This is a genomic window from Pseudomonas shirazensis (genome assembly GCF_050496565.1).
GTDB lineage: Bacteria > Pseudomonadota > Gammaproteobacteria > Pseudomonadales > Pseudomonadaceae > Aquipseudomonas > Aquipseudomonas shirazensis_A.
On sequence record NZ_JBNWAE010000001.1, the window covers coordinates 793227 to 813472 of the forward strand.

Below are 20246 nucleotides of genomic sequence, written 5' to 3' on the forward strand. Positions count from 1 at the left end.
CAGCGCCGGGCGGTCATGGCATTGGTCGCGTAACCGGAGTACTGTATATAAAAACAGTGCTCCGGATATGCCCATGTCAGTCTCTCCTGTGCGCGGTCGTGGCACCGCCGACAATCCTCACAACCGCTTCGCGCCAAGCGTATCGGTGGCGGAGGATGACGGCTGGTATCAGGAGGTGCCGCTCACCCAAGGCACCGAGATCCGTAGCGAAACCGCCAAGACCATCATCACCCGCAACACTTCCCCCGACCTGCCCTTCGACCGTTCGATCAACCCCTATCGAGGTTGCGAGCACGGCTGTATCTACTGCTATGCCCGCCCGAGCCATGCCTATTGGGATTTGTCCCCTGGGCTGGACTTCGAAACCAAGCTGATCGCCAAGACCAACGCTGCCGAAGTGCTCGAGCAACAGCTGAGCAAGCCGGGCTATGTCTGTGCACCGATCAACCTCGGCTCCAACACCGACCCTTACCAGCCCATCGAGCGGGAGCAGTTGCTGACCCGGCGCTTGCTGGAGGTGCTGCTGCGCTTTCGCCATCCGGTCACCATCGTTACCAAGGGCTCGTTGATTCTGCGTGACCTCGACTTGCTCACCGAGCTGGCCCAGCAGCGTCTGGTGCGGGTGATGATCAGCCTGACCACCCTCGATGATGAGCTTAAACGTGTGCTCGAGCCGCGTGCGGCAGCGCCCAAGGCGCGCCTGCGGGCGATCCGGGTGATGCGTGCGGCGGGGATCCCGGTCGGCGTGCTGTGCTCGCCGATGATCCCGATGATCAACGACAGTGAGCTGGAGCATCTGCTTGAAGCGGCCAAGGAGGCCGGCGCGCAAAGTGCGGCGTACATGATGTTGCGTTTGCCGTTGGAGGTGGCGCCGTTGTTCGAGCAGTGGTTGCAGGATCATTACCCGCAACGCGCCGCGCACGTGCTCAGCCTGATCCGCCAGAGCCGCGGCGGCGAACTTTACGACAGCCGGTTCGGCAGCCGCATGCGCGGTGAAGGAGTGTTTGCCGAATTGTTGCAGCAGCGCTTCGCCCGCGCCATGCGCCGGCTGGATTTTGCCGGCCGCGAGGCGCAAACGCTGGACTGCTCGGCGTTTTGTAGACCCGGCGGGCAGATGGCACTGTTTTGAGGCATGCCAGTTACCCTTCAACCCAACTAATACTGCACAATATTTTTACTAATGACACTTGGCGTCTGATGTTTTTTTGCTATTATCAAAGTCCCGCCAAATGAAGCTGGAACGCCCGTTCTAGAGCCTTCAAATTAAGTTTCAGTTAAGTTTTCCCCGGTAGCGTAGGAAATCAGTCCACACCGACTGTGATTCATGGCCCGTGCGTGTCATCTAATTCCCCGCATAGCCAGAATCTTTAACCGGTAATATGGAACTTACCCACACCGTCTAGAGGATGAATCATGCCCATCAAGGACCCATCCAAAGCCGCCCCGGCTGCTGTCCCGGCCGAAAGCGCCGATGCCGCCCTTAAGCATATCGTCGACGGCTTCCTGAAGTTTCATCACGATGTGTTTCCCGAACAGCAAGAGCTGTTCAAGAAGCTCGCCACGGCGCAAACCCCACGCGCCATGTTCATTACCTGCGCCGACTCGCGGATTGTTCCCGAGCTGATCACCCAGAGCTCGCCAGGCGACCTGTTCGTGACCCGTAACGTCGGTAACGTGGTCCCGCCTTATGGCCAGATGAACGGTGGTGTTTCGACAGCTATCGAGTACGCCGTGCTGGCCCTCGGTGTGCACCACATCATCATCTGTGGTCACTCCGACTGCGGCGCCATGCGTGCGGTGCTCAACCCTGCTTCGCTGGAAAAGATGCCGACGGTAAAGGCCTGGCTGCGCCACGCCGAAGTGGCCCGCACCGTGGTTGAAGACAACTGCTCCTGCGGCAGCGAGCACGAAACCATGCAGGTCGTGACCAAAGAAAACGTCATCGCCCAGCTGCAGCACCTGCGCACGCACCCGTCGGTCGCTTCGCGCCTGGCCGCTGGCCAATTGCACATCCACGGTTGGATCTACGACATCGAGACCAGCCGGATCGAAGCCTATGACGCCGTCAGCGACAGCTTCCTGCCGTTGGAAGCTGGCCAGCCGATCCCTAGCGCCACGCCGAGAGGCCGCTACTAAGCGACCCTGACACCCGCAAAACCTTGATAGCCGACCGCGCACCCTGAGGGGCGCGGTGCGGCCTTCGGCTGCCTTGAATTTCCCTGACCGAGTTGCCGGCATCTGCGCTGGCGGCGGGCGCCTGCGCGTCTGTCAGGGGCCCATTGTGCCCATGGCCAGCGGACCGGCCATGTGTCTAGAAAGGAGAAATACGGTGAACAAAACACAGATCAAGGCGGCCCTGCCGCGAGAGTTACTGGCTTCAGTGGTGGTGTTTCTGGTGGCTCTGCCCCTTTGCATGGGCATCGCCATCGCATCCGGCATGCCGCCCGCCAAGGGGCTGATTACCGGCATTATCGGCGGCATAGTGGTTGGCTTCATTGCCGGTTCGCCGCTGCAGGTCAGTGGCCCGGCGGCAGGCCTGGCGGTGCTGGTGTTCGAGCTGGTACGCCAGCATGGCATGGCCATGCTGGGGCCGATTCTGCTGTTGGCGGGCTTGCTGCAGCTACTGGCCGGGCGTTTTCGCCTGGGCTGCTGGTTTCGGGTCACGGCACCGGCGGTGGTGTACGGCATGCTCGCCGGGATTGGCGTGTTGATTGTGCTGTCGCAGGTGCATGTGATGTTCGACACCGCGCCGCAGCCTTCGGGCCTGAACAACCTGCTGGCCTTCCCCGAAACATTACTGGCAGCGTTGCCGCTGGAAAGCGCCGGTAGTGGCTGGCAGGCCGGCGCGCTGGGTCTGGGTACCATCGCCATAATGTGGGCCTGGGAGCGCTTCCGGCCGCAGCGGCTGCGCTTTGTGCCGGGCGCGTTGCTCGGTGTAGCGAGCATGACCGCAATCGCCATGTGGCTGGCGCTGCCGGTCAATCGCGTGGTGGTGCCAGCGGACTTGTCCGAAGCGATCGACTGGCTGCGCCCGGATGACCTGCTGAAGCTGGCCGATCCGACCTTGCTGGTAGCCGCCTTTGCCCTGGCCTTCATCGCCAGTGCCGAAACGCTGCTGTCGGCTGCAGCGGTAGACCGCATGCACAGCGGGCAGCGCTCGGACTTCGACAAGGAGCTGTCGGCGCAAGGTATCGGCAACATGCTCTGCGGCGTGCTCGGTGCGCTGCCGATGACCGGGGTGATCGTGCGCAGCTCGGCCAACGTCCAGGCCGGCGCGCAGACCCGCGCTTCGGCGATCCTGCATGGCGTCTGGTTGCTGGGCTTTGTGGTTGTGCTGAGCAGCGTGCTGCAGCAGATTCCGGTAGCGAGCCTGGCCGGGGTGCTGGTGTATACCGGGATCAAGCTGGTTGATTTCAAGGCGTTTCGCAGCCTTGGCCGGTATGGCCGGATGCCGATGTTCACCTATGCCGCAACAGCGCTGGCGATCATCTTCACCGACCTGCTGACCGGGGTCTTGCTGGGCTTTGCCTTGACCCTGTTGAAGCTGGCGTTCAAGGCGGCGCGCCTGAAAATCAACCTGGTCGACCTGGCCAAGCCTGGGCATATGGAGTTGCGCCTGAGCGGCGCGGCCACCTTCCTCAAGGTGCCGGCCCTGACCCAGGTGCTTGAGCAGGTGCCTGCGGGCACGACCCTGCACGTGCCGCTGGGCAACCTGAGCTATATCGACCACTCGGTGCTGGAACTGCTCGAGGACTGGGGCCGGGCCAATCGAGCGACCGGCTCGCGCCTGCGGGTTGAGCAACGCGGGCTCAAACGCCGAGTCGAGGGGCGCTTGCGCCGTGCCGCGCTTACCTGAGATGGGTGATCAGGCGGATTTGGGTACCAGCTTGCGGCAGCCTTCCTTGCGGCTGGGGTATTGCTCGCACTTGCGCAGTACTTGCTGCACCTGGTCAGCGGACTTGAGCTGACGGTTGGCGAGGAGCTTTTCGGTGATGAACAGCTCCTCTGAACCCAGGTTGCGCTCTGCCTTGTCTATAAGCGCCAGCGCCGCCTGGGCCTCACCACGCTTGAGATGGTGGCCGATCATCAGGTCGTAGATCGACGGCCCCGCCAGTGACCAATCCTCAACCGCTTGCAGGTCGGCGATGGCAGCGCGCTGGTTGCCTTGGGCCAGATGCAGGCTGAGGGCGGCGCGACGGATGCCGGGTTGATTGGCGACGGGAGAGGCCAGCGCGCGGTCGATAAATGCGGAGGCGGCTTTGATCTGCTTCTGGTCCAGTGCTGCCAGCGCCGCATAGGCGTCACGATAGCCCTGGAGGGCCTGGCGTACAGCAATCTGGTCACGCACCTGCGGCCAACTCCGCCGATCCACACGTGCTCTGCTCTGCTGGCGATACTCTCGTTGCAGGTACTGACGCAACTCTTCATCGCGATCGGCGGGTGACATGTGTGAGCGTGAAAGATACTGGCTGGTGGACGTGATAGCGGTGCCGACCCCCTGGTTGACCAGCGTTTGCAGCTCCTGGTTGAACTGCTTGAGGTTAAATTGCTGCGCCGAGGCCTGCAGGGCGTCCTGGCGCTCCTTGAGGAAGCTGCTCAGCAGTGGCTTCTGCTTGCCCTGAAAATCGTTCAGCCGTTGCAGGCTGACGCTCGAAGCGCGCGGTGCATAGCCGGCACGGACCATCAGGTCGGTGCCCAGCAGGTCGGCCTGGTCTTCCTGAGTGCGGCCCCACGCAGTGCTCCAGACGTTATCCGAGAAGCTGTTGGTCAGGGCGGTGTAGAGCACGGTGTCGCCGATGACTTTCTGCGCGCGCAGTGGATCTTTGCTGATGAATTTCACTGTCCCGGCGCTGCGTTCGACGCCGGTATTCTGGATCACCGTGGCGACCATCACGGTGGTTGCCACGTTGGTGACCAGTTCTTTCTGCTTCTGGAATGCTGCCATTCGATCGTGATGACGCAGCAATACATGGCTCATTTCGTGGCCGAGCATGGCGGCGATTTCGTCCTCGCTTTCGACGTTGTCGAGCATGCCCAAGGGCACGAAGATCGTCCCGTAAGGATCGGCTGAAGGACCGAACGTATAGCTGTCGATGATGCGCACCTGGAGGGTGGGTAGCTCACCTGGCCAGCCTTTGGCGAGTCGCTTGACGATTCCTTGCAGGTAGGTTTCCAGCTGGGGAATGCGCACCAGGTTCTGTTGCCGGATCTCGTTTGCTGGAAGAGTCCGGCCATCGAAGCTCAGGCGTTGCTGGCTGGCGTGCTGAGGGTCGAGTCGGTAGTACTGGCGAACATCGCTGTGCTCAAGGTATGGCCCGGTCAGGCGCGATTGGGTAGAGGGGCCTACCAGGTTCATCAGCGCGTGATTGGCGCCGTTGAGGGTCTGGCAGCCGCTCAACAGGGCTGTTGTCATGATCGCCACCGAAGTGATGAGGCCTTTGAGGCTGACCGGGTTCATTCGCTGCACCCACCATAGCCCATGGTCGAGTTGTTCTTGTGATCGCTTGCAAGGGTTGTGGGCAATTTTTCGCAGGGCATCTTGACCATGTTCAGGGGAGGGTTGATACGCAGCTGCAGAGGGTCCAGCCAGACCTTCTGCCCAGCCAGCTCGACCTCGACCAGATCCAGATCCTTGTTGTACTGCAGCACCGGCAAGGGCTGTTTCCCCAGGCTGGCGCTGGCAACCTCGCGCTGTATGCCGCCCTGATCGTCCAACACGGTGATTTGCTCGCCTAGAAACGCCTCGACCATTGGCGCGGCGAGCAGACTCGGGCTGAACAGCACCGACAGAAGGAAAAGTGAAGTCTTGCGCATCTCTGGGTTCCTTTAGATGAATTGGCGACTTACCAGGTACTGCTCGCGGAGCGGGCCTGGATCCTTGTGCTGAACAATGTGAGTGAAAGCAGTAACAGGCCGAGAACGTTGGCCGGGGTGAAGTTTTTCAGCCACAGCACCGCGCTCAAGCCGAGAAGCAGCAGCAGCACCAGCGCCCACGCGGCGAGCGAGCGCAGCAGCGGGCGACGTTGCTGGTGCATCAGCGAGCGAGTCAGTATTGGCGCATCGAGACTGCCCCTGAGGTAGGCGATGAGAGCCAGCAGGGCCAGTTCGGCCAGGTCCAGGACATCAACCCCGCCCGCACGAGTGAAGCCGTAATCGGCCAGGCTTGGCGTATCGCGGTAGTAGTCCATGCCCCAGTTGATCAGGTTGTCCAGAGCCATTGCGTGCGAGTAGACCCCGGCAATCTTGCCGTGCAGGGGCGAAACGGTAATGTCGCCGGTACCGGTGATGCTCGCACCGACCAGTACCAGCTTGCCTTGCAGCAGGCGTTTGAGCAGCGCTTGCTCATCCGCGTCGGTGGTTTCCAGGTCGCTGGCGGACAGGGTCAGGCTGTAGACACAGTTCGACTGCGCGTTGCTGCCCAGTTTCCAGAACACCGCCTGCAGCAGTTGCTGGCTCAGGGTCGGCAAGTTGCAGTCGCCGACCTTGGCAACCTTGGCCTGTTCCGGGGACCGGTACAGGCCCCATTGCACGGCCATGTCCGGCAACTGCGAGGCCGCGCTGGCGTCGACCGGCAGCGCCGGGCAGGCCGTGCGCCGGCAGTACTCGCGGTATAGTTTCAGCGCCGGGGTTTCCATCAATCCCAGCCGGGTCTGTTCGGCCAATGGATAATGGTCGCCGTGACCGCTCCAGGTGACCAATGCCGGCGTGCTGACCTCGGTAAAGCGTTGCAGGGCATTGACTGCACCTTGCTCGCCGCGTGGCAGACCGGTGTTGGCCAGAAACAGTGGGATACCCTGCTGCTGATAGCGCGCAAACACGTTTGCCAGCAACTGGCTTTCCAGGCGTGGTGCCTGCCCAGGCAGGGTCCGGGAATGGTCATGGCTGTACAGCAGGTCGACGAACACGGCTGCCGGCTGATAGGCAAGCAGCCGCTTGAACACTTTGCTCTGCTCGCCATAGGGTAGTGGCCAGTAGGTCTGATTACGCTGCAGGTAGGCGTCGTCGATCATGACCACCACAACCTGGCGCTGGCCGTCATCCGCATACTGAGTGGCCAACAACCGGTTCAGCCAGTTTGCGGAGGCGTCATCGGTGGATGTGGCCAGGCCAAAAGGATCCAGCAGCGCGATCAGGATCACGACGAGGCCGAACAGAACCTGGCGCAGGGGCAAGCGCAAAAACGTGAGCATCCATGCCTCGAATAAGTAATTAAAGGCATTTTGACATCATCGCTTGCCAGTCTGAAAGTGCTATCGACGTCCAGCGCCGGGGCCGGTGATGCCGGGCCCCGGATTCAGAAGGGGATTATCCGTTCACGACTTGCCCACGACCGAGCTCGACACCCAGCTGGCGCGACAGGCACGGCCAGCGTTTCCAGGCTTCACCGGTCGCCGGACTGCTCAGCGTGGCGCGGTAGGCTTCGACCGATTCCAGGGCGAAGCTGTCGTCGTCGAGCATCTCGTCGACCGAGTGATGGATCACTTCATCCAGTTGGTTGGCAAACTCTTCGCCGATCAGTTGATGGGCGATCAGGTTGGCCACGGTGGTGTCCGCCGGAATCAGCGGCTGCCCGAAGTGCTTGATGTACAGATCGTTGACCTCTTCGACCAGACGATGGGCGAGGTAGGCTTCATCGAGCAGGCAATCGAGGCCGACATGCCCTTGCATAACGCTGGGCGGTTGCATGAAATAGGCTTCGGCGATCTTCAATACCGGTTTGATCTGCGACTCGATGCCAGCTTCGAGCGCGACCGCATGGGCAGCTTCGAGCAGCTCTGGAACCTCATCGATATAGGCGCCAACAAAGCGCGCCAGGGTGCCCTGAGCATCTTTCTCAGGGAGTTGGATGGACGGATGCAGGTGAGGCAGTTGCGCTTCGAGGCGCTGTTTCAATTGGCCGCTCTGGCTCTCATGTTGATGGGCTTGTTTAATCTGCTCGCGTACAGCGGCGATGTTCATGACAACTCCAGGGACATTGGGTGACAAACGGAAGACAGTACTTACGGAAGACTCTAAGTTAGCTCGGTATACCGGATGCCTAAGACGCATTTGTTATAAGCAGTGCAAACGTGTGCGAGCTCAAGAATATAGCGATGCCACTATTATGCCATGAGCCAGCAGCGGCGCGGGTTTGCTGGGTTTCGCAGGTTTTGTGACGATGTTTTCATGGGCCGCGTTGCGTGGCCTAGAGCGCTGTCTATACTCGGGTTGAACGTGATTGGTTGATGAGGCCCACCTGCAGTTTGCAGAGGAGCTCGGTCGTCGAAGCAGGCAGTCTTGACCGCCGCCCCCCCTTGCCCAAGGTCTATGCCTCCGGGATTACAAGAATGATAAGGGGAACCCGCAATGATGCGACATCCACATGTCTGGATGGGCCTTCTGTTGTGGTCGGTTATCGGTCAGGCGCATGGCGCATGGACCGTCAACATGGCGCCCGGGGCTACCGAAGTCTCCCACGCAGTGTTCGACCTGCACATGATCATCTTCTGGATCTGCGTCGTTATCGGCATCGTGGTGTTTGGCGCGATGTTCTGGTCGATGGTGATCCACCGCCGCTCCACCGGCCAGCAGGCCGCGCACTTCCACGAGCACACCTGGGTCGAGATCATGTGGACCGTGGTGCCGCTGCTGATCCTCATCGTCATGGCCATCCCTGCCACCAAGACCCTGATCGAAATCTACGACGCCAGTGAATCGGATATCGATATACAGGTCACCGGCTACCAGTGGAAGTGGCATTACAAATACCTGGGCCAGGATGTCGAGTTCTTCAGCAACCTCGCCACCCCCGCCGATCAGATCAACAACAAGGCGCCCAAGGACGAGCATTACCTGCTCGAGGTCGACCAGCCGCTGGTGATCCCGGTCGGCGCCAAGGTGCGTTTTCTGGTCACGGCGGCCGACGTCATCCACTCCTGGTGGGTACCGGCCTTTGCGGTCAAGCGTGACGCCATCCCAGGCTTCGTCAACGAAGCCTGGACCCGGGTCGAGAAACCCGGCATCTACCGTGGCCAGTGCACCGAGCTGTGCGGCAAGGACCACGGCTTCATGCCGGTGGTGGTCGAGGTCAAGTCGCAGGCCGATTACGACACCTGGCTGGGCGAGCGCAAGGCTGAGGCGGCTCAGATGAAAGAGCTGACCAGCAAGGAATGGACCCTGCAAGAGCTGGTCGAGCGTGGCGACAAGGTCTATCACACCACCTGCGTTGCCTGTCACCAGGCCGAGGGCCAGGGCCTGCCGCCGATGTTCCCGGCACTCAAGGGCTCGAAAATCGCTACCGGGCCGATTGAAGGCCACTTGGGCATTGTCTTCCACGGCAAGCCCGGCACGGCCATGGCCGCGTTTGGCAAACAGCTCTCGGAAGTCGATATCGCTGCCGTGGTCACCTATGAGCGCAACGCCTGGGGCAACAACAAAGGCGACATGGTCACGCCCAAAGACGTGCTCGCGCTCAAGCAGGCAGAAGCCAAATGAGCCGTAAATTGCGCCGCAGCCAGTGGCTGGCAGGAGACAGGACATGAGTGCAGTGATCGACGAGCATGGCCACGACCATGCCCACGGCCCGGCCAAGGGCTTGATGCGCTGGGTGTTGACCACCAACCACAAGGACATCGGCACGATGTACCTGTGGTTCAGCTTCTGCATGTTCCTGCTCGGCGGCTCGTTCGCCATGGTCATTCGCGCCGAGCTGTTCCAGCCGGGGCTGCAGATCGTCGAACCGGCGTTCTTCAACCAGATGACCACCATGCACGGCCTGATCATGGTGTTCGGCGCGGTGATGCCGGCGTTTGTGGGCCTGGCCAACTGGATGATCCCGTTGATGATCGGCGCGCCGGACATGGCCCTGCCGCGGATGAACAACTTCAGTTTCTGGCTGCTGCCGGCGGCGTTTCTGCTGCTGGTATCGACCCTGTTCAGCGCCGGTGGCGGGCCCAACTTCGGCTGGACCTTCTACGCGCCGCTATCCACCACCTATGCGCCGGCCAGCGTGACCTTCTTCATCTTTGCCATCCACCTGATGGGCGTCAGCTCGATCATGGGCGCGATCAACGTGATCGCGACCATCCTCAACCTGCGCGCACCGGGCATGACCTTGATGAAAATGCCGCTGTTCGTCTGGACCTGGTTGATCACCGCCTTCCTGCTGATCGCCGTGATGCCGGTGCTGGCCGGGGTGGTGACGATGATGCTGATGGATATTCACTTCGGCACCAGCTTCTTCAGCGCGGCCGGCGGTGGTGATCCGGTGTTGTTCCAGCATGTGTTCTGGTTCTTCGGCCACCCCGAGGTGTACATCATGATCCTGCCGGCGTTCGGCGCGGTCAGCTCAATCATCCCGGCGTTTTCGCGCAAGCCGCTGTTTGGCTACACCTCGATGGTCTACGCCACCGGGGCGATCGCGTTTCTGTCGTTCATCGTCTGGGCCCACCACATGTTCGTGGTCGGCATCCCGGTGGTGGGCGAACTGTTCTTCATGTACGCGACGATGCTGATTGCGGTGCCGACCGGGGTCAAGGTGTTCAACTGGGTCAGCACCATGTGGGAAGGCTCGCTGACCTTCGAGACGCCGATGCTGTTCGCCATCGCCTTCGTCATCCTGTTCACCATTGGCGGCTTCTCCGGCTTGATGCTGGCGATTGCCCCGGCGGACTTCCAGTACCACGACACCTATTTCGTGGTGGCGCACTTCCACTACGTGCTGGTGCCTGGGGCGATCTTTGGCATCTTCGCGTCGGCCTACTACTGGCTGCCGAAATGGACTGGCCACATGTACGACGAAACCCTCGGCAAGCTGCATTTCTGGTTGTCGTTCATCGGCATGAACCTGGCGTTCTTCCCGATGCACTTCGTTGGCCTGGCCGGCATGCCCCGGCGCATCCCCGACTACAACCTGCAGTTCGCCGACTTCAACATGGTCTCGTCGATTGGTGCCTTCCTGTTTGGCGCTACGCAGATCTTCTTCCTGTTCATCGTCATCAAGACCATCCGCGGTGGCCCGCCAGCGCCGGCCAAACCGTGGGATGGCGCCGAAGGGCTGGAATGGTCGGTGCCGTCACCGGCGCCGTACCACACCTTCCAGACACCGCCGGAAGTGAAATAGGACCCTGCCATGACCAGCACGCCACTCAAAAGCCTGGTGCGCCGCCTGTTGCTGCTGACGGTGGTGATGTTTGCCTTCGGCTTTGCCCTGGTGCCGCTGTACGACGTGATGTGCAAGGCGTTCGGCATCAATGGCAAGACCGGCGGGCAATATGAAGGCAGCCAGGTCAGCGACCCTTCGCGCACGGTGCGGGTGCAGTTCATGTCGACCAATGCCGGCGACATGAGCTGGGACTTCTACTCGCGTGCCGACCAGGTCGAGGTCAACCCGGGCGCGGTCAACCAGATGATCTTTGTCGCGCACAACCCGACCGACAAGCCGATGAGCGCTCAGGCAGTACCGAGCATCACTCCGGCCGAGGCGGCGGCGTATTTCCACAAGACCGAATGCTTCTGCTTTACCCAGCAGGTGCTGCAGCCGGGTGAGCGCATCGAGATGCCCGTGCGGTTCATCGTCGACCGCGACCTGCCGGGCAACGTCAAGCACCTAACTCTGGCCTACACCTTGTTCGACATCACCGCTCGCCACCCGCCGGTTGCCCAGTTGAGCACCGAGGGCGTCCAGCGCGCCCGCTGAGGGAAGGAGAACAGCAATGGCACACCACGATCACTACTACGTCCCGGCGCAGAGCAAATGGCCGATCATCGCCACCATCGGCATGTTCGTCACGGTGTTCGGCCTGGGCACCTGGTTCAATGATCTGAAAGCCGGCCACCCGGATTCGCACGGGCCGCTGATTTTCTTCTTCGGTGCGCTGTGCCTGGCCTACATGCTGTTCGGCTGGTTTGGTGCGGTGATCAGGGAGAACAAGGCGGGGCTATACAGCGCACAGATGAATCGCTCGTTCCGCTGGGGCATGGGCTGGTTCATCTTCTCCGAGGTGATGTTCTTTCTGGCCTTCTTTGGCGCGCTGTTCTATGTGCGCGTGCTGGCCGGGCCGTGGTTGGGTGGGGATGGCGCGAAGGGGGTGGCGCATATGCTGTGGCCGAACTTCGAGTTTGCCTGGCCGCTGTTGCACACGCCGGACCCGAAGCTGTTTCCGCCGCCCAAGGATGTCATCGACCCGTGGCACCTGCCGTTGATCAACACCATTTTGCTGATCAGCTCGAGTGTGACCATCACCATCGCCCACCACGCGTTACGCAAGGGCCATCGCGGGGCGCTCAAGCTGTGGCTGGGACTGACCATTCTGCTGGGGCTGTCGTTTCTGGCGTTGCAGGCCTACGAATATTACGAAGCCTATGTGCATCTGGGGCTGACATTGGGCTCGGGGATCTATGGCGCGACGTTCTTCATGCTGACCGGGTTCCATGGTGCGCACGTGACGTTGGGGACGGTGATTTTGATCGTGATGTTCGTGCGCGTGCTGCGCGGGCATTTTGATGCCAACCAGCATTTCGGTTTCGAGGCGGCCAGTTGGTATTGGCATTTTGTCGACGTGGTTTGGGTTGGGTTGTTTGTCTTTGTATATGTGCTGTAACGGCCTGCGCGGCCCTGGGTAGGAGCGGCCTTGTGTCGCGATTGGGCCGCAAAGCGGCCCCTGTGTCAGTCGACACGGTTTGCCTGAAGGAACGCGGTGTCTTGTAGAGGGGGCCGCTCCGCGACCCTTTCGCGACACAAGGCCGCTCCTACAGGGGGCGCGTGGGTGATCTCAAAAAGGTGCGTGGGAGACCAGTTGGTATTGGCATTTTGTCGATGTGGTTTGGGTTGGTTGTCTTTGCTTATGTGCTGTAACGGCCTGCGCGGCCCTGGGTAGGAGCGGCCTTGTGTCGCGATTGGGCCGCAAAGCGGCCCCTGTATCAGCCGACACGGTTTGCCTGAAGGAACGCGGTGTCTTGTAGAGGGGCCGCTCCGCGACCCTTTCGCGACACAAGGCCGCTCCTACAGGGGGGGCGTGGGTGATCTTGAAAAGGTGCGTGGGAAACCAGTTGGTATTGGCATTTTGTCGATGTGGTTTGGGTTGGTTGTCTTTGTTTATGTGCTGTAACGGCCTGCGCGGCCCTGGGTAGGAGCGGCCTTGTGTCGCGATAGGGCCGCAAAGCGGCCCCTGTGTCAATCGACACGGTTTGCCTGAAGGAACGCGGTGTCTTGTAGAGGGGCCGCTCCGCGACCCTTTCGCGACACAAGGCCGCTCCTACAGGGGGGGCGTGGGTGATCTTAAAAAGGTGCGTGGGAGACCAGTTGCCCGCTCATGAAGCCCCAGGCAATCAGGCCGATGGTCAGCGCGGCGAGGCTGACGCGCACGGTCAGGGCTTTGAGCAGGCGGGTCGAGTCTTGATCGTCCTTGACCAGAAACACCAGGCCACTGAACAGGCTGGCAACAGTGGCCAACAACAGCAAAACAATGGCGGCCTTGAGCATGGCGGCACTCCCCGGGGGGCTTGGTGATGCAGGCAAGTATAGCGTTCGCACAGCGTGGCCCAAGGTGAAGCCGTTTCGCCCCGGGCTGGTGCCGACTCTGGTGGTGCTTGCACTGCTGCCGGGGTTGATCGCGCTGGGCTGCTGGCAACTGAGCCGCGCCGAGCAGAAGCGCGAACTGCTGGCGACCTATGCCGAGCGCCAGGTCGAAGCGCCGCTGGCACTGGCCGAGCTGCAGGCGCTGGCAGATCCGGCCTTTCATCGGGTGCAGCTGTTTGGCCACTTTGACGCCAATCACAGCCTGCTGCTGGACAACCGCTTGCGCGACGGCCAGGTCGGCGTCGAGCTGCTGCAACCGTTTCTCGATCAGGCCAGCGGCCACTGGCTGCTGATCAATCGCGGCTGGCTGCCCTGGCCCGATCGGCGTGTGCCGGTGCGCTTCGATACCCCTTCGCAAACGCTGGCGCTGCAGGCGTCGGTCTATATCGCCCCTGGCGCGGCCTTCCAACTGCACCCGGACCCGGTCGGCGGGCAGTGGCCGCACCTGCTCACTGCCGTCGACCCCGCCCCGCTCTGGCAGCAGTTGGGCCGCGAAGGTTACGCCCACGAACTGCGCCTGCTCGGCGGGCCAGCCAGCTACCGGCTGGACTGGCCGATAGTCGCCATGGGTCCGGAAAAGCACCTGGGCTACGCCGTGCAGTGGTTCGCCCTGGCGGCTGCGCTGGTACTGCTTTACCTGTACTTCGGCTGGCATAACAACAAGGAGCATCACCATGAGCGCCGCCACGAGTCCACTGGACGTGCCTGAAGGCCGCAAGCCCCGCAGCCGCGGGCGCTGGCAGCTGTTGCTGATCTTGCTGGTCACCCTTGGCCCGATGATCCTTGCCACCAGCATGTACAAGTTCAAGTTCTGGGTGCCGGATGGCCGCAGTTATCACGGTGCAATGATCGGCAACGGCCTGAGCCGGGCCGACATTGGTGTCCAGGCGCAGGAGCAGCGCTGGCAACTGCTGGTCAGCGCCCCGGCGGCGTGTGATCAGCCCTGCCAGAACCTTGTGTACCTGGCGCGGCAGATCCAGATCGGCCTGGGCCGCGATGCCAGCCGCGCCAGCCATGCGCTGGCGGCTGCGCAGCCACTGAGCAGCGATTACCAGCAGCGGCTCACCCGCGAGTACCCGCAGTTGCAGCATTATCCGCTGGACCTGCAGCGCTACGGCGAGCACGTCAGCGAGCCGGGGCCACAACTGTGGATCGTCGACCCGCACGGCAACCTGGTGTTGCGCTACGACGCCACGGTCAAGGGCAAGCACGTGCTCGACGACCTGCGTCATCTGCTCAAGCTGTCCAACATCGGATAGGAGCTCTGCCATGGCCAGACCCGGCTATCGCCTCGCTGTGTTCGCAACCCTGCTGGCGCTGGTGGTGGTACTGCTGGGCGCCTACACCCGGCTGACCCATGCCGGCCTTGGCTGCCCGGACTGGCCCGGTTGCTACGGCTTTATCAGCGTGCCGAAAAGCGACGCGCAGCTGGCTCATGCCGAGCTGCACTTCCCCGAACATCCGGTTGAAGCAGCCAAGGGCTGGGCCGAGATGGTCCACCGCTACTTTGCCGGTGGCTTGGCGCTGGTGATCGCCTGGCTGGCATTGCAGGCGTTGCGCCGGCACGCCCGCGACGGTCAGCCCTACCGTCTGCCACTGCTGTTGCTGGCAGTGGTGCTGGCGCAAGCGGCTTTCGGTATGTGGACGGTGACCTTGAAGTTGTGGCCGCAGGTGGTCACTGCGCACCTGCTCGGTGGCTTCACCACGTTGAGCCTGCTGTTACTGCTGTCACTGCGTCTATCCCGGACCTCTGCGCCATTGCCCAAGCTGCCGTTGAGCCTGCGTCGAGTCGCTGCGCTGGGGCTGCTGACCGTGATTGGCCAGATCGCGTTGGGCGGTTGGGTCAGTGCCAACTATGCCGCCGTCGCCTGCATCGACCTGCCGACTTGCCATGGCCAGTGGTGGCCTGCGGCTGACTTCAGCAATGGCTTTCACCTGACCCAACACGTTGGCCCCAATTACCTCGGTGGCCAGCTCGACAGTGACGCGCGCACGGCGATTCATATCAGCCATCGGTTAGGCGCGTTGCTGGTCACGGCCGTGCTGTTGCTGCTCAGCCACAAGCTCTACCGCAACGGTTTGCACGCACTGGCCGGGCTGGTCGTGCTGGCGCTGGCGGTGCAGATCAGCCTGGGCATCAGCAATGTTCTGCTGCACCTGCCGCTGGCGGTCGCGGTGGCGCACAACGCCGGTGGCGCCGCGCTGCTGCTGTGCATGGTGTTGGTGAATTACCGCATTCGCGTGGTCGACAAGGTCCGCGTCGGCCACGGCTGGCGCTTGACCCGCGTGGCCGGGGCACATGTACCAATGAGGAGCGACGCATGGCGACGGTTCTGAGCACGCGGCAGCAGGCCAGCTGGCGCGATTATGTCGAGCTGACCAAGCCCAAGGTGGTGCTGTTGATGCTGATCACCTCGCTGGTCGGCATGTTTCTCGCGACCCGTGCGGGCGTGCCGTGGGCGGTGTTGCTGTTCGGCAATCTGGGCATCGGCCTGTGCGCGGGAGCGGCGGCAGCTGTCAACCATGTGGTCGATCGGCGTATCGACGGGCTGATGGCGCGCACGCACAAGCGGCCGTTGGCCGATGGCAGAATCGCGCCCGCGTCGGCGCTGGCCTTTGCCTTGCTGCTGGCGGTGCTCGGTATGAGCGTGCTGCTGGTGTTCACCAACGCCCTGACGGCCTGGCTGACTCTGGCCTCACTGCTCGGCTATGCGGTGCTCTACACCGGCTTTCTCAAGCGTGCGACACCGCAGAATATCGTGATCGGTGGCCTGGCCGGAGCCGCGCCGCCGTTACTGGGTTGGGTTGCAGTGACCGGGCAGATCAGCGCCGAGCCGTTGCTGCTGGTGCTGATCATCTTCGCCTGGACCCCGCCGCACTTCTGGGCGCTGGCCATCCACCGCAAGGAGGAATACGCCAAGGCCGCGATCCCGATGCTGCCGGTGACCCATGGCGAGGCCTACACCAAGCTGCATATCCTGCTGTATACCTGGGTGCTGCTGGCGGCGAGCTTGCTGCCGTTCGCCATCCACATGAGCGGCTTGCTGTATCTGGCCTGTGCGCTGCTGCTGGGCCTGGGTTTTGTCCGCTGGGCCTGGGTGCTGTACCGTGGCACCCGGCCGCACGCGGCGATCAAGACCTTCAAGTACTCTATCGGGTACCTGTTCGCCCTGTTCATCGCCCTGCTCGTTGACCACTACTTGTTACTGAATCTATGACCCGAACCCAGAAAACCGTCTTCATTCTCGTTGCCGTGGTTGCCTTGATCCTCGGCCTGACCGTCAACAAGGTGCTCAATGGCCGCAGCGAGGCCAACCCAGCCGAACTGATCGATGCCGGCATCATCCTGCTTCCGCAGAGTCGCACCGTGCCAGCGGTGAGCATGACCGACCAGAACGGCCAGGCGGTCGAGCTCGATCAGCTCAAGGGCAAATGGTCGTTGCTGTTCTTCGGTTACACCTACTGCCCGGACATCTGCCCGACCACCCTGGCGCAGCTGCGCCAGGTCAAGAGCGAGCTGCCCAAGGAAGCCCTGGAGCGCTTGCAGGTGGTGCTGGTCAGCGTCGATCCGCACCGCGACACCGCCACCCAGCTGAAGCAGTACCTGGGCTACTTCGACAAGGATTTCGTCGGCCTGGCCGGCTCGATCGAGGACACCCAGAAGCTGGCCAATGCCTTGAGCATTCCGTTTATCCCAGCTGACACTAGCAAGCCTGGCTACACCGTCGATCACAGCGGCAACCTGGCTGTGGTCGGGCCTGATGGGCGCCAGCGTGGCTTTATCCGCGCGCCGTTCAACAACCAGAAGCTGGCGGCGCAACTGCCGGGGCTGGTCAAGCGCGACTGAGTTGGCCGCAAAAGCTTCGCGGCGGTCCGGCGTTCCGGCAAGCCCCACACAGGATGCTGAGCTGGACCGAAAAACTGGCAGTTTTAGCCAGCTCAAAAAGCTTCGCGGGCAAGCCCGCTCCCACAAGGATCACATCGAACCCTGTGGGAGCGGGCTTGCCCGCGAAAAGGACGCGTAGGTCTACAGCTTAGAACGCTGGCAGTACCGCGCCTTTGTACTTCTCGGTGATGAATGCTTTGACTTCAGGCGAATGCAGCGCTGCAACCAGCTTCTTCATTGCGTCCGAGTCCTTGTTGTCTGGGCGTGCCACCAGGATGTTGACGTAAGGCGAGTCGCTGCCTTCGATCACCAGGGCATCCTTGGACGGATCAAGCTTGGCTTCCAGCGCGTAGTTGGTGTTGATCAGGGCCAGATCGACCTGGGTCAGCACACGCGGAATGGTGGCCGCTTCCAGCTCGCGGAACTTGAGGTTTTTGCTGTTGGTGGTGATGTCTTTCACAGTCGACAGGATGTTGCCCTTGTCCTTCAGGCTGATCACACCGGCCTTGTCCAGCAGCAGCAGCGCGCGGCCGCCGTTGGTGGCATCGTTGGGGATGACCACGGTAGCGCCGGACGGCAGCTCGTCGAGCTTCTTCAGCTTGCTCGAGTAAGCGCCCAGCGGCTCTAGGTGCACGCCGGCAACGCTGACCAGGTTGGTGCCCTTGGCCTTGTTGAACTCATCCAGGTACGGCTGATGCTGGAAGAAGTTGGCATCCAGGCGCTTCTCGGCAACCTGCACGTTCGGCTGCACGTAGTCAGTGAAGACCTTGACCTTGAGGTCGACGCCCTCTTTGGCCAGCACCGGTTTGACGAACTCGAGGATCTCGGCGTGCGGCACCGGGCTGGCAGCGACGGTGATGGTCTCGGCGGCGTGGGCCGAAAAAGCCGCCACAGCGGCAACAACAGCAAGCAGTTTTTTCATCAAACACTCCTTGTGAGGGCCGCGACGGCCCCCGAACGGGTCGGCCTGGCCGACCCCATTGGGGTTACTTACGGGAAAAATGCACGACCAGTTTGTCGCCGACGCTTTGCAGAACTTGAACCAGGATCAGCAACATCACTACGGTGACCACCATTACGTCGGTCTGGAAACGCTGATAACCAAAGCGGATCGCCAGGTCGCCGAGGCCACCGGCACCGACCACACCAGCCATGGCGGTGTACGACACCAGGGTGATCGCGGTCACGGTAATCGCCGCGAAGATGCCCGGGCGCGCCTCGGGCAGCAGCGCGTTGGTGATGATCTGGCGGGTGGTTGCGCCCATCGACTGGGTCGCTTCGATGATGCCGCGGTCAACTTCACGCAGCGCGGTCTCGACCAGGCGGGCGAAGAACGGTGTGGCACCGACCACCAGTGGCGGGATGGCCCCGGCGACGCCCAGCGAGGTGCCGGTGATGAGTACGGTGAACGGGATCATCACGATCAGCAGGATGATGAACGGTAACGAGCGCAGGATGTTCACCACCAGCGACAGCAGCGCATACAGGCCCTTCTGTTCGAACATCTGCCGCGGCCCGCACAGGAACAGCAGCACGCCCAGCGGCAGGCCCAGCAGCACGGTGAAGAACAGCGAGCCGAACAGCATGATCATGGTGTCGATGGTGGCCAGCCAGATTTCGGCCCAGTCGACATTGGCGAAGAAATTCAAAGCGTCCATCAACGCAGTACCTCCATATGCACATCAGCTGCGCTGAAACGATCGAACGCGGCTTGCATGTCGCCGCCGGTAACGGCCAGGGTCAATTGCCCGTAAGGCACGTCCTTGATGCGGTCGATACGCCCGGCGAGGATGCTGTAGTCGACCCCGGTTTCGCGGGCGACAGTGCCGAGCAGCGGTGCGTAGGTGGCATCGCCCTGGAAGGTCAATCGCACGATGCGCCCTGGCACGTGGGCAAAGTCGTCGCGCTGTTCGCCTTCGTCGACCTGCTCGTCTTCCTGCACGAAGCGCTTGGTGGTCGGGTGCTGCGGGTGCAGGAACACCTCGGCAACCGTGCCTTGCTCGACGATCAGGCCGGCGTCCATTACCGCCACGCGGTCGCAGACCCGGCGGATCACGTCCATTTCGTGGGTGATCAGGACGATGGTCAGCTTCAGCTCGCGGTTGATCTCGGCCAGCAGTTGCAGGACCGAGGCGGTGGTCTGCGGGTCAAGGGCGCTGGTGGCCTCGTCGCACAGCAGAATCTTCGGCCGGGTCGACAGCGCGCGGGCGATGCCGACACGTTGCTTCTGCCCGCCGGACAGCTGCGCCGGATATTTTTTGGCGTGATCGGACAAACCGACCCGCGCCAGCAGCTCGGTGACGCGCTGGTCGATTTCGCTGCGCGACAGCTCACCGGCCAGGGTCAGCGGCAGCGCCACGTTGTCGGCCACGGTCTTGGAAGCCAGCAGGTTGAAGTGCTGGAAGATCATCCCGACCTGCTGGCGGAAGCGCCGCAGCTGATTGGCATCGAAGCCGGTGACGTCTTCGCCGTCGACGATGATCTTGCCACCGCTGGGCGCTTCAAGGCGGTTGATCAGGCGCAGCAAGGTGCTCTTGCCGGCGCCGGAATGGCCGATGAGGCCGAACACCTGGCCATTTTCTATGGTCAGGCTGGTCGGGTTCAGGGCGGGGATGTCCCTACCGGCGACGCGGTAGGTCTTGTGCACATGTTGAAACTCGATCACTGAGCGAACCTTGTGGGGCGCAATGGAAATAGGGTCTGGCGGTTAGCCGGGGCGCGCATTTTAGCCTTTTCCCCTAGGTCTTCTTAGCATTTATTTCGTATTGGTCCAATCCAACCGACATAACGCGACGGTCGGCA

20 protein-coding genes are annotated in these 20246 nt (G+C 62.1%); 12 read left to right on the forward strand and 8 right to left on the reverse strand.

Annotated elements, in window-relative coordinates; translation table 11 throughout:
* Positions 1-73 precede the first annotated feature (73 nt).
* From ACQZ2L_RS03600 to ACQZ2L_RS03610, 3 genes are all read left to right on the forward strand, one after another.
* Complete coding sequence (locus ACQZ2L_RS03600; RefSeq protein ID WP_375140261.1) at positions 74-1129, forward strand: PA0069 family radical SAM protein; 1056 nt, start codon at positions 74-76, stop codon at positions 1127-1129.
* Between the two features lie 284 nt (positions 1130-1413).
* Positions 1414-2136 (forward strand): carbonic anhydrase, encoded by a 723-nt coding sequence (locus tag ACQZ2L_RS03605; protein WP_101322730.1) that lies wholly within the window; start codon positions 1414-1416, stop codon positions 2134-2136.
* 193 nt (positions 2137-2329) lie between these two features.
* Positions 2330-3856, forward strand: a complete 1527-nt coding sequence (locus tag ACQZ2L_RS03610; protein WP_430324679.1) for a SulP family inorganic anion transporter — start codon at positions 2330-2332, stop codon at positions 3854-3856.
* A gap of 9 nt (positions 3857-3865) precedes the next feature.
* Here ACQZ2L_RS03610 and ACQZ2L_RS03615 read toward each other — a convergent pair whose 3' ends face one another.
* From ACQZ2L_RS03615 to ACQZ2L_RS03630, 4 genes are all read right to left on the reverse strand, one after another.
* The gene (locus ACQZ2L_RS03615) at positions 3866-5458 is read right to left on the reverse strand and encodes a M48 family metalloprotease (RefSeq protein ID WP_430324681.1); all 1593 of its coding nucleotides are present in this window, start codon (positions 5456-5458) and stop codon (positions 3866-3868) included.
* Positions 5455-5814, reverse strand: a complete 360-nt coding sequence (locus ACQZ2L_RS03620; RefSeq protein WP_430324682.1) for a hypothetical protein — start codon at positions 5812-5814, stop codon at positions 5455-5457. The genes ACQZ2L_RS03615 and ACQZ2L_RS03620 overlap by 4 nt, the downstream gene beginning before the upstream one ends.
* A 29-nt stretch (positions 5815-5843) precedes the next feature.
* Positions 5844-7190 (reverse strand): CHASE2 domain-containing protein, encoded by a 1347-nt coding sequence (locus tag ACQZ2L_RS03625; protein ID WP_430324683.1) that lies wholly within the window; start codon positions 7188-7190, stop codon positions 5844-5846.
* Positions 7191-7305: 115 nt separating this feature from the next.
* Positions 7306-7959 (reverse strand): hypothetical protein, encoded by a 654-nt coding sequence (locus tag ACQZ2L_RS03630; RefSeq protein WP_430324684.1) that lies wholly within the window; start codon positions 7957-7959, stop codon positions 7306-7308.
* A 387-nt stretch (positions 7960-8346) separates the two neighbouring features.
* On the opposite strand from ACQZ2L_RS03630, the gene coxB reads away from it, so the two are divergent.
* From coxB to ACQZ2L_RS03650, 4 genes are read left to right on the forward strand one after another with little or no spacing between them, the layout of a single operon-like run.
* Positions 8347-9474, forward strand: a complete 1128-nt coding sequence (gene coxB / locus ACQZ2L_RS03635; protein ID WP_430324685.1) for a cytochrome c oxidase subunit II — start codon at positions 8347-8349, stop codon at positions 9472-9474.
* A 43-nt stretch (positions 9475-9517) separates the two neighbouring features.
* Positions 9518-11101, forward strand: coding sequence for a cytochrome c oxidase subunit I (gene ctaD, locus ACQZ2L_RS03640; RefSeq protein WP_430324686.1), 1584 nt, complete (start codon positions 9518-9520; stop codon positions 11099-11101).
* Between the two features lie 9 nt (positions 11102-11110).
* Positions 11111-11677: a cytochrome c oxidase assembly protein gene (locus tag ACQZ2L_RS03645; protein WP_430324688.1), complete on the forward strand. Its 567-nt coding sequence runs from the start codon at positions 11111-11113 to the stop codon at positions 11675-11677.
* A gap of 16 nt (positions 11678-11693) precedes the next feature.
* Positions 11694-12581 carry a cytochrome c oxidase subunit 3 gene (locus ACQZ2L_RS03650; protein WP_430324689.1) on the forward strand — a complete coding sequence of 296 codons (888 nt, stop codon included), beginning with the start codon at positions 11694-11696 and terminating at the stop codon, positions 12579-12581.
* A gap of 677 nt (positions 12582-13258) precedes the next feature.
* Here the strand turns inward: ACQZ2L_RS03650 and ACQZ2L_RS03655 are convergent.
* Positions 13259-13462: a twin transmembrane helix small protein gene (locus ACQZ2L_RS03655; protein ID WP_101322723.1), complete on the reverse strand. Its 204-nt coding sequence runs from the start codon at positions 13460-13462 to the stop codon at positions 13259-13261.
* A 64-nt stretch (positions 13463-13526) separates the two neighbouring features.
* Here ACQZ2L_RS03655 and ACQZ2L_RS03660 point away from each other — a divergent pair, with 64 nt between their 5' ends.
* From ACQZ2L_RS03660 to ACQZ2L_RS03680, 5 genes are read left to right on the forward strand one after another with little or no spacing between them, the layout of a single operon-like run.
* Positions 13527-14267, forward strand: coding sequence for an SURF1 family protein (locus ACQZ2L_RS03660; protein ID WP_430324690.1), 741 nt, complete (start codon positions 13527-13529; stop codon positions 14265-14267).
* Positions 14233-14817 carry a hypothetical protein gene (locus ACQZ2L_RS03665; RefSeq protein ID WP_430324691.1) on the forward strand — a complete coding sequence of 195 codons (585 nt, stop codon included), beginning with the start codon at positions 14233-14235 and terminating at the stop codon, positions 14815-14817. The genes ACQZ2L_RS03660 and ACQZ2L_RS03665 overlap by 35 nt, the downstream gene beginning before the upstream one ends.
* Before the next feature lie 10 nt (positions 14818-14827).
* A complete protein-coding gene (locus ACQZ2L_RS03670; RefSeq protein ID WP_430324692.1) occupies positions 14828-15895 on the forward strand; it encodes a COX15/CtaA family protein in 1068 nt (355 codons plus the stop codon).
* A complete protein-coding gene (cyoE, locus tag ACQZ2L_RS03675; protein ID WP_430324693.1) occupies positions 15880-16776 on the forward strand; it encodes a heme o synthase in 897 nt (298 codons plus the stop codon). Before ACQZ2L_RS03670 ends, cyoE begins: the two co-directional genes overlap by 16 nt.
* On the forward strand, positions 16773-17405 hold the full coding sequence (locus tag ACQZ2L_RS03680; RefSeq protein WP_430324694.1) for an SCO family protein: 633 nt from the start codon (positions 16773-16775) through the stop codon (positions 17403-17405). Before cyoE ends, ACQZ2L_RS03680 begins: the two co-directional genes overlap by 4 nt.
* 187 nt (positions 17406-17592) lie before the next feature.
* Here the strand turns inward: ACQZ2L_RS03680 and ACQZ2L_RS03685 are convergent, their stop codons facing one another.
* The 3 genes from ACQZ2L_RS03685 to ACQZ2L_RS03695 form a co-directional block, all read right to left on the reverse strand.
* On the reverse strand, positions 17593-18366 hold the full coding sequence (locus tag ACQZ2L_RS03685; RefSeq protein WP_430324695.1) for a MetQ/NlpA family ABC transporter substrate-binding protein: 774 nt from the start codon (positions 18364-18366) through the stop codon (positions 17593-17595).
* Positions 18367-18430: 64 nt separating this feature from the next.
* Positions 18431-19102 carry a methionine ABC transporter permease gene (locus ACQZ2L_RS03690; protein ID WP_101322716.1) on the reverse strand — a complete coding sequence of 224 codons (672 nt, stop codon included), beginning with the start codon at positions 19100-19102 and terminating at the stop codon, positions 18431-18433.
* A complete protein-coding gene (locus tag ACQZ2L_RS03695) occupies positions 19102-20109 on the reverse strand; it encodes a methionine ABC transporter ATP-binding protein (protein WP_103435440.1) in 1008 nt (335 codons plus the stop codon). The genes ACQZ2L_RS03690 and ACQZ2L_RS03695 overlap by 1 nt, the downstream gene beginning before the upstream one ends.
* Between the last annotated feature and the right edge of the window lie 137 nt (positions 20110-20246).